The organism is Virgisporangium ochraceum (assembly GCF_016863655.1).
Taxonomy (GTDB): Bacteria; Actinomycetota; Actinomycetes; order Mycobacteriales; family Micromonosporaceae; genus Virgisporangium; species Virgisporangium ochraceum.
Genome location: NZ_BOPH01000037.1, coordinates 31,203 through 43,994 on the forward strand (window position 1 = coordinate 31,203; position 12,792 = coordinate 43,994).

Consider the following 12,792-nt stretch of genomic DNA (forward strand, 5'->3'; position numbering starts at 1 on the left):
CGAGCTCCGCAACGATCACAAGTGTTGGCGACTTTCTGCTGTTCCGTGGGTCGGAGAGCAGCGAAAAGTCGCCAACACTTGTGATCATCGCCTGATCGGCGGCCGCCGATCGTCACCTGATCGGCGGCCAGCCCTGACCGCCAGCCCGGTCAGCCTGACGTCGTCGTGTCGTTGTTCGTGGTCTTGTTCGACGCGCACGGGCCGGTGTACTTCGGCACCGTGATCGTCACGGTGTCGCCCTCGTGGGCGGTGGAGCCGCCACCCGGGCTCTGCGACTTGACCACGGCCTCCTGGTTCTCGGACGCCCCGCAGTAGTTGGAGTACTTCACGCTCGCCTTCAGCTTGGCGTCGGTGATCTGCTGCTTGGCGTAGCCCTCCGGGTCACCGACCACGTCGGGCACGTGGATCGGAACACCCTGCGAGACCACGATCGTCACCCGGCGGCACTGCTCCAGCCGGCCCGGACCCGGATCGGTGCGGATGACCGTGCCGACCGCCACGTGGTCGGACTCCTCCTTCTTGATCTGGTAGGAGATCCCGGCGTTCTTCATCTGCTGCTCGGCGTAGTCGCGCTGCTTGTGGGCGACGTCGGGCACGTTGCACGGCGGCTGGGCCTGCTGGGTCTGGCCACCCGGCTTCTGCGCCAGGTACAGCTTGACCGCCGAACCCTGCGCCACCTGCGCGTTGGCCGCCGGCTCGGTGCGGATCACCGTACCCTCGGCGACCGTGGTGGAGTCCTCGTAGAGGATCTCGCCGGCGGTCAGGCCCACCGCGGTGAGGCCGTTGGTGGCGTCGTCCTGGGTCTTGGCGGCCAGGTCGGGCACGGTCACCGTGGTCGAGCCCGGCGCGCGGGCCAGCACCAGCGTGATCTTCGTGCCCGGGTTCACCTGCTTGTCGGCCGCCGGCACGGTCCGGATGATCATGTTCTCCGGAACGTCGGCGGACTCCTCGTAGGTGACGGAGCCGACCTCGAGCTTGGCCGCCCGCAGCTGGGTGGCCGCGTCGTCCTGTGTCCGGCCCGTGACGTTCGGCACCTTCGTGTCGGAGTCGCCACCGGGCAGGTTCAGCGCCACCACCACGGCCGCGATGATGATCCAGGCCGCGACCACCCCGGCCACGATCAGCCGCATGGGCGAGCGGCGGCGCGGCGTCGGGGCCGGGCCGGGCGGCGCCGGCTCGGCCCCCGCCGGAGTTGCCACGGGACCGGGACGCGGCGACTCCGCGACGTTCCACACCGGAATGACCCGGCTGTCGCGGTTGTCCTGCGGAGGCTGCATCGGCTCGACGACGGGCACGCTGCCACCGGTGTAGACGGTGCCCGTGTTGCTCTGCTGCTGGTTGACCGTGTGGTGCGGCGCGGTCGGCACCGCCGCCCAGTGCCCCGGCGGCGTGGCCGGGTGGGCGAAGCCGACCCCGGCCGGTCCGACGACCGGAGCACCGGCGCCGCTGACGGGCATGGGCCCGCCGCTCACCGGCATGGGTCCGCCGCTCACCGGGGCGACGCCCGCGCCGGCACCGCTCACCGGCATGGGTCCGCCACTGACCGGGGCGACGCCCGCGCCGGCACCGCTCACCGGCCGCGCGTACCCGTGCGGCGGGGTCGTCGGCTGGGCGTACCCGTGCGGCGGCGTGAACGTGGCGTGCACCGGCGCCCCCGACACCGGCTGGCCGTGCGCCGGCGCGCCGGAGACCGGCTGGCCGTGCACGGGAACCCCGGGCGGGTACTGCCCCGGCGCTCCGGAGACCGGCACGCCGGACACCGGCCCCGCGGGCGCGGCCGAGTACGGCTGCGCCGACACGGGCTGCCCCGACACCGGAACCCCGCTGACCGGGTGCGCGGCCGGCTGTGCGGCCGGTGCCACCGACTGCAGCGCGCCCTCGGCCACGATCAGCTCGGGCTGCTCGGTGGCTACCGGTGCGATGTTCAACGTGCGGTGCAGCAGCGTCGCCACCAGCGGAACCCGGCTCGCCCCGCCGACGAGCAGCAGGCCGGCGATGTTCTCCTGGCTGAGCCCCGCGTACCGCATGAGCGCGGCGGTCGTGCGCACCGTGCGGGTGAGCAGCGGCTGGGCCGCCGACTCGAACTCCTCGCGGGTGAACTGGACCTCGAGGTCGAAAGCGGGCAGCCGCAGGAGCACGGCCGGAGCGCGGGACAGCATCTCCTTGGCGATGCGGACGTCGTCCCACAGCTCGCGCCGCCGGCGCCGGTCCTCCGACGTGGTCGGGTTCTCGATGCGGGCCCACTGCTCGTCGCGGCCCGTGGCCGGGCCCTCGCGCAGCCACTTGACGATCGCGGCGTCGAGGTCGAGGCCGCCGATGTCGTTGAGACCGTCGACAGCGGCCACCTCGAAGCCCGCCTCGACCCGGCGCACCGCGCTCGAGTCGAACGTGCCGGCGCCCAGGTCGTAGACGACCAGCGCCTGGCCGATCGGAACGTCACGGTTGAGGACGCGAGTGAAGTAGTCGGCCGCCGCCACCGGCTCCGGTACCAGGGTCACCGAGCCGAGACCGGCCGCCTGTGCCGCGTCCAACAGCGCGCCGCGCCGCACGGTGCCCCAGCCGGCCGGATAGGCCAGCGCGGTCTGCGGCACGACGCCGCCGGTGACGCGCGCCGCCTCGGCCGCGACATGCTTGAGCACGGCGGTGAAGAGCTCGAGGACCGACACCTCGCGGCTGCCGAGGAGCAGCCCCTCGTCGTCGATGAGCCGTTTGGGGTTGGGTTCGAGCTGGCTCGGCTCGAACCGGCCGTGGTGGAGTGCGTCGCTGCCCACGACGAGGGGCCCCTCCGTGGGGGCGAATACCGCCGACGGCAGCAGGGGCGAGCCTTCGAAGAGGAGCGGCTTGACCCGGCCGTCGGGCCAACGCAGCATCGCGACGGTACTGGAGGTACCGAAGTCGACGCCGAGACCGAATGCCGCAGAGACCATGTGGGAGAGCCTAAGTCCGGAAACCAATGCGCTGATCTGCAGATTTCCTGGTTAGGCACGTTTCCGGGAGGATCCGACCCAGTCAGGTTTCCGACTGTCGTCCGTCTGTGCGAACACGATTCAGGACGTGCGCGACAAACGGCGCATCGCGAGCTCGGCGAGCAGGGCCGCGCCGTCGGCGAGGACGCTGTCGTCGAAGCGGGCCAGCGGCGAGTGGTTCGACGCCGCCGTCTCCGGGTCGTCGCTGGCGCACGCGCCGAGGAACACGAACGCGCCGGGCACCCGGTCGAGCACGCGGGAGAAGTCCTCCGAGCCCGTGATCGGGTCGGCCATGTCCAGGTACCGGTCGTCGCCGTACAGGTCGCGCACGGTGCCGGCCAGGAAGTCGGTCTCGTCGGCGTTGTTGACCGTGACCGGGTACTCGTCCTCGAAGCGCACCTCGACGTCGAGCCCGTGCGCGGCGGCGATGCCCCTGCACACGCGCACCGACGCCGCCCGTACCTTCTCGCGGGCCCGGGCCGAGAACGTGCGCACGGTCGCCTCGAACAGCGCGTCGTCGGGGATGATGTTGCGCTTGGTGCCGGCCTGCAGCACCCCGACGGTGACCACCACCGGGTCGAACACGTCGAACTCGCGCGTCACCATCGTCTGCAGCGCCGTGACCATCTCGCACGCGGCGGGGATCGGGTCGCGGGCACCGTGCGGCCGGGACCCGTGCCCGCCGGCGCCGACCACCTTCACGAACAGCCCGGCCGACCCGGCCATCAGCGGACCGGGCCGCGCGCTGAACACGCCCCGCTCGTACTCGTTGGAGACCACGTGCAGCCCGTACGCGGCGTTGGCCGGCCGTCCCGCCGCGTCGAGGACGCCCTCGGCGATCATGTGACCGGCGCCGTCGAAGCCCTCCTCGCCCGGCTGGAACATGAACACCACGTCGCCGGGCAGCTCGGCGCGCCGGGCGCTGAGCAGGCGGGCGGCGCCGACCAGGCCGGCGGTGTGCAGGTCGTGCCCGCAGGCGTGCATGGCACCCGGGTTCTTCGACGTGAACTCCTCGCCGGTGCGCTCCACCACCGGCAGCGCGTCCATGTCGCCGCGGAGCACCACGACCGGTCCACCCGCGACGCCGCCGCGGAGCACGGCCGTCACCGACGACAGCGCCTTACCCGTACCGATCTCCAGCGGGAGCCCGTCGAGCGCCGACAGCACGGTCTGCTGCGTGCGGGGCAGGTGCAGGCCGATCTCCGGCGTCTGGTGCAGTTCGCGCCGCAGCGCGGCAAGCTCGTCCTGGATCGCCGCCGCGTCCGACTGAAGACTCATGACCATCACGCTACCTCCAGCGGATGACCCCGGCAGCGGTCGCGGCGTCGACCCAGGGCCGGACGAACGAGCCGAAGATGTGGCCGTACATCTCGTCGTCGGGGTACCGGTCGATGTCGTCGATCGGGATGAAACCGGCGTTGTCGACCACCCCGCCGCGCACGTCGTCGAGGCGGGCGAGCACTCCGTAGTCGGCCCGGCCGAGACCGAGGAACATCCAGAAAATGGGCAGCCGCGACGACTTCACCAGCGTCTCGACGATCCGCTTCTCGGCGTGCACACCCCCGTCGGACCAGAACAGGACGAGCGTCGGGTACGGCGACGGCTCCGCCTGCGTCCAGTCGACGATCTCCTTCATCACGCGCGGCTCGAAGTTGCCGCCCTCGGCCTGCCGCTTCGCCGCCGCGTTCGCCTCGACGTAGTCGTACATCGTGGCGACCGTGACCGGCGCCGACCGCACCGGGAAGTCGCCGAAGAACCAGACCTCCATGCGCCCGTCGTCGTCGAGGATGTCGGCGATCGCGACCATGCGTTCCAGCGAGCGCTGCACGGTTCCGTTGCGGTACATGGCTTTCATGGAGCCGCTCGCGTCGATGGCGAGCACCACGCGGAAGGTGCGGTCGGCGAGGTTGCTCTTGGTGAGCGCGACGGAGACCTCGTACTTGCGGAGGTCGATCTTCGGGGCGTCGGGGGCGGGCTTGGTGAGGTTGATCCGGCTCGCGGGCGCGGCGGATGGAGGGGCGGCGGGTGGCGGCGCGAACGCCGGCGGCGCGGTGGCGGGCGGCGCGGTGGCGGGCGGTGGCGCGAACGCGGGCGGGGTGGCCGTGGCGGTGGCGGCCGGCTCGTCGTCCTCGGCCACCGCGATCCCGGCGTCCTTCGCGAGCCCTTCCAGCCCGTCGGTGAAGCCGTCGCCGACGCAGCGGACCTTCCAGCCGCCGCCGTGCCGGTACACCTCGCCGACGATGAGGGCGTTCTGCCGGTCGGGCTGCCCGAGGTCGAGCGTGGCCATCACCGCCCCGGAAGCGTCGGCCACGTGCGCCGACAGCCCCCGCACCGCGCCGAACGTTCCACTTGCGACGGTCAGCCCCACCCGCACCCGGGCCAGGTCGGCGGGCCACCGGTCGGGTGCCAGCGCCACCTCGTGCCGGCCGGGCGCGGCGGCACGCCACTCCACACCGGGGTAGCCGTCGAGCGTCGGCTGGTTGTAGAAGACCATGCCGTCCTCGTTCACCGCGCGCGCGTCACCGGTCAGCAGGAAGCCCGTGAGGTCGACCTCGGGTCCCGGCTCGTGCGTCACCACGACCAGGTACGGCGCCGAGCCGCCCAACGGCGCGTTCTGACCGCGGACCAGCGTCGTGCTCATCGGGCCTCCAGTGCTGCGAGGTACACGACGTCGGGCACGCCGCGCGGAACGGGCACCGGGATCGTAGTCACCCGGTGGAAGACCGCCGCCAGGCGCGCGGCGAACTCCGCCGACTCCGCGGCGCTCCACACCGCGAGCACCCCACCGGGCCGCAGCCGGGAGCGCAGCAGCGCCAGCCCGCGATCACCGTAGAGGGCCAGGTTGCCGTCGGTCACCGTCCACTCAGGACCGTTGTCGATGTCGAGGCAGACGACGTCGTACTCGTCCGTCCGTTCGGCGAGGTGCGCCAGGAGGTCGGCGCGCACCACGCGGACCCGTGGGTCGGCCAGCCCACCGGCGCCGAGGTGGTCGCGGTGCCAGGCGATCACGGCCGGTTCGATCTCGATAACGGAAATGCTCTTCGGTGACGCGCTGAGCACGGCCTCGTCGAGCGAGAACCCGACGCCGAGGCCGCCGATGAGCAGGTCGGCCGGCGCTCCGAAGGCGTCGAGGGCGGCGCGCACGAGGAGGCGCTCCGACTCGCCGTTGCGGGTGTCCATCAGGAAGACGCCGTTGCTGATGATCTCGAAGTCGTCGCCGCGCCGGCGCAGCACGATCTCGCCGCGCTCGGTGACGGTGCGATCGATGACGAGCGTCTCAAGCGGGTCCACGCGCCCATTGTCGACCATCGGCCTAAGGTCGACGCATGGACGTCAACGACCTGCTGCTGGACGGTTACGGCCGGCTACCCGACCTTGTACGCTCGGCCGTCGAGGGCCTGAGCACCGACGACCTGCGCTGGGCACCCGGAGAAATGGCGAACCCGATCGGATGGCTGGTCTGGCACCTCACCCGGGTGCAGGACAGCCACATCGCCGAGCTGGTCGACAAGAAGCAGGTGTACCTCAGCGGCGCGTGGCCGCGCCGGTTCGGGCTGGAGCCCGACCCCGAGGACACCGGGTACGACCACACCATCGAGCAGGTGGGCACGGTCCGTCCGGAGAGCGTCGAGGCGCTGGTCGAGTACTTCGACGCGGTGCACGAGGTCACCGTCGGGTTCCTGCGCGGGCTCACCGCCACCGACCTCGACCGGGTCGTCGACGAGCGGTGGGACCCGCCGGTGACGCTGGGCGTGCGGCTGATCAGCGTGCTCGACGACGACCTGGAGCACGCCGGGCAGGCGGCGTACGTGCGGGGCCTACTGGGCCGCTAGGCGGCCTGCGGCCGCGGGCCGATAGGCGGCGGCTTTACCTGCCACGTAATCGACAGCACCCACCGGCACCCGCGAAGGTTGACCGCATGACCAAGGCATACGCACTCGCCCACCTGCACAACCCCTCGGCGCACCCGGACATCATCGAGTACCTGGAGCGGATCCAGGCCACGCTCGAGCCCTACGAGGGCCGGTTCCTCGTGCACGGGCCGCAGGTCGAGGTCGTCGAGGGGGAGTGGCCGGGCTCGCTCGTCATCATCGAGTTCCCGTCGCGCGAGCACGCCCGCGACTGGTACCACTCGCCGGCGTACCAGGCGATCCTGCCGTTGCGCACCAACAACATCGACGGCTCGGCGATCGTCTTCGACGGGGTCCGGCCCGACCACGACCCGGCGAAGATGGCCGCGGCCATGAAGGCGGCCATGAAGGAGGCCGCCGGCCGGTGAGTTCTTCGACGGCCTGCTCCCCGCGCTCACACCGGTTTGACCGTGCGGACCACCGTCACCGAGTAGGGCGGCAGGATCACGGCGCGGCCATCCTCCACTGTGGACCGGAACGGCGGCAGGTCGCGGTCGGGGTAGCTCTCGCCCTTCGGGTGGGCGACCCAGTTCCACTGCAGCGGCGAGTACTGGAACAGGTCGAGGTCGCCGGTCACCGGCTTCCGGTCGCGTGCCAGCCGGACCGTGACCGGCTTGCGCGGGTCCTTGTTGAGCAGCAGCACCGAGAGCCTGCCGTCGGGGCGGCGCAACGCGTACGCGGTGACCTGCGGATGGTTGTCCTTCGTCTTCAGGTTGCAGGTGGCCAGGTGCACGGTGTGCCGGCCGGTGCCGGGCTGGGCCCAGTGCTTGTTGAGCATCTGCGCCACGTGGTAGGTGGGCAGCGGCCGTACCGGCTTGTCCTTGACGAACTGGAACAGCATGAGGTTGCCCCAGCTGTTGCAGGGCTTGCTCTCGTCCTCCTGGTACACGTCGTCGGGTTCGAGCCCGTAGAGGTAGCTCGACTCGCCGCCGAGCGCGAGCAGCAGGCCGACCGTCTCGGCGTTGATGATGGCGCCCGGCAGCTCCACCTCGGGCAGCCCGGCGTACGCCGAGTACCCGTACTCGGTGATGACCTTCGGGATGTCCGGCGGCAGCCCGGCCGCCTCCTGTCTCTTCACGATGTCGGTGAGCATCGCGGGGTGGCGGGCCAGCGGGCCGGCCGGGTTCTCGCACACGTCGTCGAACGGGTACCACTCGAAGGAGAAGAAGTCGAAGTCCTCCATCCGGCCGCGTTCGCGCATGTAGTTCACGAACTGGCCGGTCCACGACCGCACGCCCTTCGCGTCGGGCCAGGCGAACCAGTCGGGGATCACCGTCTGGTAGCCGGGTCCGCCGAACTCCAGCTCGGGGTTCTCCTTCTTCATCGCGGCGGCCATCTGCAGGTACAGCGCGCCATAGTCGCGCGGCTGCGTGATCTGACCGTCGGGCTCCTCGCCGACCTCGATGCGCCGCACCGGGAACTTCCGCTTGCGCAGGTACGCGGCCAGGGCCGCGGCGTCGTCGGGGGTGCCGTAGAGGGCCGGCACCGGAACCATCAACGGCGCGCCGGCGGTGAGACCGCTGGCGAACGTGCGCTCGAAGCTCGCGTGCTCGTGGTTCTTCTCGAGGTCGGACGCGCGGTGCCACGGATCCGTCGACGACACCACCATCATCGTCTGGTTCTTGTCCTTGCGGTGCTGGATGTGGTCGGTGCCGTTGGAGCCGACGAACAGCTCCCGCACCGCGTACCCGAGGCGGTCGCGCACGTCGGTGCTGCCGGGCGGCGCGGTGTCGGAGTCGGCGGTCATGAGGATCCGCACGAACTGCGCCTCGACCGGCTGGTCGGCGACCTTCACGGTCTGCGAACCGGCGCGGCCGGTGTGGACGCCGCGCGGGAAGTCCTTCCAGGCGACCGGCCCGGCCTGCGCGGGGAACAACGCGTCCTCGCCGGTCCAGTACTGCACCTGGAACCGCGTCGCGTACGGGGTGCCCCACTCGATCCGTACCTGGTCGACCGGCAACGCCTGCGGGAACGCGATCACCATCCACTGTGGATGGTCGGCGTCCGGAACGCCGGTGAAGCGCGAGTCGAGGTACGGGTTGCTCTTCCAGAACGTGGTGAGGTCGCCGTCGTCGAGGCGTGAATAGCCGTCGTCCTTGGCCATGTCGAGCGTGTGGCCCCGGCGCGGCAGGTGGTACCCGTACGAGACGCCCGGGTCGTTCGTCACCTCGGTCGACGACGTCCAGTAGCCCTCCTGGCGGGCGGGGTCGCTCCAGGTCCCCTCGGCGTTCCAGTGCCAGGCCTTGATGCCGAGCTCGGTGCGCAGCCGGTAGGACAGCGACCCGAACCCGGTCGACTTCATCGCCTCCAGGTTCTCCGGCGTCCAGATCTTGGCGATCTCGCCGCCTTCGAGGCCGTCGATGCCCGCGCCGAGCGCGGGACTGCCGTCGAACGTGTTGACCGGGTTGTCCCAGCCGATCTCGACGACGCCGTCGGTGGCCGGCACCGCCGCCGGGCTGGGCTCGAACGGGTCGAACACCATGACCGCCGCCGCGCCGGCGGCCACGACCGCGACGAGGAACAGGATGCCGGGCCGGCGCCACCAGCGTCGGGGTCGCGCTTCGTCGTGTGGGGACACGATGGCCGATACTCCCGCGACGCCGGACGCGACACGCGGCCAACGCCGGGGAGCCGGCCGATCGGACTACCCCGAAGGAGTCTCACCGAGGAGGTCGGCGTACCCGGGGTGGTCGGCGACGTAGCCGGCCATGAAGGGACAGCTCGTGGTCATCGTCGCGCCCCTGGCCCGCACGTCGTCGAGGGCGCTCGTCGCCAGGCGGCCGGCCAGGCCGCGGCCCTCGTAGCCCTGGACCACCTCGGTGTGCAGGAACTCGATGTGACCCACCGAGCGGCGGTACTCGACGTAACCGGCGACCTCGCCGGCCACCAGCACCTCGTAGCGGGAGGACTCGAAGTTGTCGACCACGCTCACGTTCGTGGTGTCGAACGTGTCGACCTGGGCGCTGCCGGCGACCCGCAACTTGCGCCGGGCCCGCTCGTAGAACGTGGTGCGGCCGAGGCGCACCACGTGGGCGGCACCCGGCAGCGGGGTGATCTTCACGCAGTCGCCGGCGTCGACGAAGCCACGCACGATGCCGTCGGCCTCCACGGCCAGCCGGCCGCTGCTCGGCAGCACGTCGAGGGCGAGGTGCTCGTCGAGCGACAGCAGCAGCGACCGGTTGAACGACGAGTGCGCCGCCGCCGCGCTCACCAGCAGGCCCTGCACGGTGGGGGAGACGATCGGACCCCCGGCCGAGAAGCTGTAGGCGGTGGACCCGGTGGGCGTCGACACGATCACCGCGTCGGCCGCGTACCGCACGAAGCTGTGCCCCTCGACCGTGATGCTGACCGCCGCGAGCCCGTTGCCGGGCGAGCGCACCAGCGCGATGTCGTTGAACGAGGTGACGTCGGTGCCGTCGGGCAGCGTGGTGCGCACCGCCATCCGCGGTTCCACGGTGTACCGGTGCGCGTCGATCGCCGAGAGCGCGTCGGTGAGGTGGTTCGCGTCGACCTCGGCGAGGAAGCCCAGCCGGCCCACGTTGACCCCGAGCACCGGCGTCTTGCGGCCCTCGACCAGCCGCAGGGCCCGCAGCATCGTTCCGTCGCCGCCGAGGCTCACCAGCAGGTGCGACCGGTCGACCAGCTCCTCGGACGACACCGCGACCGCCGAGCAGTCGATGCGACCGATCTCGTCGGACAGCCCGAGCACGGTGACGTCGCGCTCCTTGGCCCAGGCGAGGATCGTGTCGACGGCCGGCGTGCAGTCGCGCCGAGGGTGCAGCACGATGCCGACCACGTGAACCATGCCCAAGGGGTGCCTCCCGGGGATGACGATGGGGCGGGCCCTGACCCGACCCGCCCCACCGTATCCCGGCCTACGGGAGTGTGTTGAGGTGCGGACGCACCGTGCGGGCGAACGCGTTGCCGTTGGAGACGTCCCAGTTGATCGACCAGGTCATCGCGCCCCGGATGCCCGGATAGGTGCGCGGTGGCCGGAACGAGCCGCAGTTCGTTCCGCGCGCCAGGCAGTCCAACGCGTTGGTGACCACCGACGGCGCGACGATGCCGCCGCCGGCGGCGCCCGGCCCCGCCGGAAGCCCGAGCGCGACCTGGTCGGGCCGCAGCCCGTTCTCGAGCTGGATGCACGCCAACGCCGTGAGGAAGTTGACCGATCCCTGCCCGTACGCGGCCATCTGGTCGCAGCCGAGCATCGAGCCGGAGTTGTAGAACTGCGTGTGCACCACGGTCAGGATGTCCCGGATGTTCAGCGCCAACGCGAAGTAGCTACCGGCCGTCGACTGCATGTCGATGGTCTGCGGCGCCATCGTGATGATGAAGTTGCTGCCGAACGGGGCCTGCAGGGTGCGCAGCGCCTGGCCCATCCACTGCGGGTTCAGGCCGTTCTCCAGGTCGATGTCGACGCCGTCGAACCCGTACGACTGGATGATGCCGCGCACGCTCGAGGCGAAGTTGTTCGCCGACGCGGCGTCGTTGACCGCGACCCGGCCCGCCTCGCCGCCGACCGACAGGATCACCTTCTTGCCGCGCGACTTCACGGTGGCGACGTCGGCCCGGAAGTCGGCGTCGCTGTAACCGCCGAGCGCGGCCGACAGCCCCGGGTCGATGCCGAACGTGACCTGCCCCGGCGTCGACGTGGCCTCGCCGAACGCGACAGCGACGAGGTCGTACTCCGCCGGCACGTCACGCAGGCGCAGCTCCACCGCCGGGTTGTCGAAGTTGTGCCAGTAGCCGGTGAGGAAGTGCTTCGGCAGCGGGCCACCCGGGTCGGGGTTCGTGCACCCGGTGGTGGTTCCGGTGACCGGCGTGCTCTTCGCCGACTCGCCGTTCGCGTTGTACGCGGCGACCGTGTACGACTTCGAGGTGCAGGTCGCCAGCCCCGAGATCGTCGCGCTGGTGCCGGTGACGGTCGCGCGCACGGCCGTCCCCTCGTACACGCGGTAGCCCGTGACCGTTCCCGACGACGCGTTCCACGCCACCGAGATGCTGGTGTTCGTGGTGCCGGAGACCCGTACGTTGCCGGGAACACCGGGTGCGCCCGGCTGCGGGTCGGTGCCGCCGCCGCAGGCCGCGCCGTTGAGCGTGCAGTTGCCCGGGCTGCCCGAACCGGTGCCGATGAACCCGAAGCTCACCGAGGCACCCGGCGCGAGGTTGCCGTTCCAGGAGAGGTTGCTGAACGTGTAGCGGTTCCCGCTCTGCGACCGCTGCGCGTCCCATGACGAGCTGATGCTGGTGCCGGAGGGGAGGTCGAACGCCACCGACCAGCTCGCCAGGGTGGTGGTGCCGCCGTTGGTGACCGTGTACTTGCCTTCCCAGCCGCTACCCCAGTCGGAGGTCTTGACGAAGGTCGCGGTGGGAGTGGCGGCCTCGGCCGCCGTCGTGGTCGCGATGACGGCGGACGCTGCGAGCGCCGCCACCACCAGTGTCCGGACGAGCGGGCGGGCCCGACCGATCAGTGTTGCTGGGGTCATGGATTGACGTTAGGCGATCGGACCAGTCCGGTCTAGACCGGTTTATGGTTCCTTTAAGCTGTTTCGGTGACGTCGATCTACCACCTCACCGAACCCGCCACGTGGGCCGCCGCCGTCGCGGCCGGCGAGTACCGGCAGTCGACCCGCGGGGTCAGCCTGGATCGGCAGGGGTTCATCCACTGTTCGCTGCTGCACCAGGTGCGCCGGGTCGGCGGGTTCATCTACGCCGACGCCGAGGAGCTGGTGCTCCTGGAGATCGACCCCGGCAAGCTCGACGCCAAGGTCGTCTTCGAACCCGGCGAACCCGGTGCCACCGAGGAGTTCCCGCACATCTACGGTCCGGTTCCCGTCACCGCGGTCGTGAAGGTCCATCCGGTGACGCGCGACGACACCGGAAACATGGTGCTTCCCGAGTAACCTGACCGG

Annotated in this window: 10 protein-coding genes; 3 read left to right on the forward strand and 7 right to left on the reverse strand. The window is 71.2% G+C overall.

Going from position 1 to position 12,792, the window contains the following annotated elements; genetic code table 11:
• Positions 1-149: 149 nt before the first annotated feature.
• The 4 genes from Voc01_RS15415 to Voc01_RS15430 all read right to left on the reverse strand — a co-directional run bounded on the left by Voc01_RS15415 (position 150) and on the right by Voc01_RS15430 (position 6,257).
• The gene (locus Voc01_RS15415) at positions 150-2,927 is read right to left on the reverse strand and encodes a PASTA domain-containing protein (protein WP_203928098.1); all 2,778 of its coding nucleotides are present in this window, start codon (positions 2,925-2,927) and stop codon (positions 150-152) included.
• Positions 2,928-3,047: 120 nt separating this feature from the next.
• The gene (locus tag Voc01_RS15420; RefSeq protein ID WP_203928099.1) at positions 3,048-4,244 is read right to left on the reverse strand and encodes a M20 metallopeptidase family protein; all 1,197 of its coding nucleotides are present in this window, start codon (positions 4,242-4,244) and stop codon (positions 3,048-3,050) included.
• 10 nt (positions 4,245-4,254) lie between these two features.
• Complete coding sequence (locus Voc01_RS15425; RefSeq protein WP_203928100.1) at positions 4,255-5,607, reverse strand: VWA domain-containing protein; 1,353 nt, start codon at positions 5,605-5,607, stop codon at positions 4,255-4,257.
• Positions 5,604-6,257, reverse strand: coding sequence for a spermidine synthase (locus Voc01_RS15430; protein ID WP_239160217.1), 654 nt, complete (start codon positions 6,255-6,257; stop codon positions 5,604-5,606). The genes Voc01_RS15425 and Voc01_RS15430 overlap by 4 nt, the downstream gene beginning before the upstream one ends.
• 35 nt (positions 6,258-6,292) lie before the next feature.
• Here Voc01_RS15430 and Voc01_RS15435 point away from each other — a divergent pair, with 35 nt between their 5' ends.
• Positions 6,293-6,799: a mycothiol transferase gene (locus Voc01_RS15435; RefSeq protein ID WP_203928102.1), complete on the forward strand. Its 507-nt coding sequence runs from the start codon at positions 6,293-6,295 to the stop codon at positions 6,797-6,799.
• 86 nt (positions 6,800-6,885) lie between these two features.
• Complete coding sequence (locus Voc01_RS15440; protein ID WP_203928103.1) at positions 6,886-7,245, forward strand: DUF1330 domain-containing protein; 360 nt, start codon at positions 6,886-6,888, stop codon at positions 7,243-7,245.
• Between the two features lie 26 nt (positions 7,246-7,271).
• Here the strand turns inward: Voc01_RS15440 and Voc01_RS15445 are convergent, their stop codons facing one another.
• From Voc01_RS15445 to Voc01_RS15455, 3 genes are all read right to left on the reverse strand, one after another.
• The gene (locus Voc01_RS15445) at positions 7,272-9,455 is read right to left on the reverse strand and encodes a discoidin domain-containing protein (RefSeq protein WP_203928104.1); all 2,184 of its coding nucleotides are present in this window, start codon (positions 9,453-9,455) and stop codon (positions 7,272-7,274) included.
• A 66-nt stretch (positions 9,456-9,521) separates the two neighbouring features.
• Positions 9,522-10,682: an NAD(+)/NADH kinase gene (locus Voc01_RS15450; protein ID WP_239160218.1), complete on the reverse strand. Its 1,161-nt coding sequence runs from the start codon at positions 10,680-10,682 to the stop codon at positions 9,522-9,524.
• A 70-nt stretch (positions 10,683-10,752) separates the two neighbouring features.
• Positions 10,753-12,366, reverse strand: a complete 1,614-nt coding sequence (locus tag Voc01_RS15455) for a chitinase (RefSeq protein ID WP_203928106.1) — start codon at positions 12,364-12,366, stop codon at positions 10,753-10,755.
• Positions 12,367-12,432: 66 nt separating this feature from the next.
• On the opposite strand from Voc01_RS15455, the gene Voc01_RS15460 reads away from it, so the two are divergent.
• A complete protein-coding gene (locus Voc01_RS15460) occupies positions 12,433-12,783 on the forward strand; it encodes a DUF952 domain-containing protein (protein ID WP_203928107.1) in 351 nt (116 codons plus the stop codon).
• Positions 12,784-12,792 lie beyond the last annotated feature (9 nt).

Coding starts and splice junctions, on each gene's coding strand:
- Voc01_RS15415 (WP_203928098.1), bottom strand. CDS start 2,927: ATGGTCTCTGCGGCATTCGGTCTCGGCGTCGACTTCGGTACCTCCAGT.
- Voc01_RS15420 (WP_203928099.1), bottom strand. CDS start 4,244: ATGAGTCTTCAGTCGGACGCGGCGGCGATCCAGGACGAGCTTGCCGCG.
- Voc01_RS15425 (WP_203928100.1), bottom strand. CDS start 5,607: ATGAGCACGACGCTGGTCCGCGGTCAGAACGCGCCGTTGGGCGGCTCG.
- Voc01_RS15435 (WP_203928102.1), top strand. CDS start 6,293: ATGGACGTCAACGACCTGCTGCTGGACGGTTACGGCCGGCTACCCGAC.
- Voc01_RS15440 (WP_203928103.1), top strand. CDS start 6,886: ATGACCAAGGCATACGCACTCGCCCACCTGCACAACCCCTCGGCGCAC.
- Voc01_RS15450 (WP_239160218.1), bottom strand. CDS start 10,682: ATGGTTCACGTGGTCGGCATCGTGCTGCACCCTCGGCGCGACTGCACG.
- Voc01_RS15455 (WP_203928106.1), bottom strand. CDS start 12,366: ATGACCCCAGCAACACTGATCGGTCGGGCCCGCCCGCTCGTCCGGACA.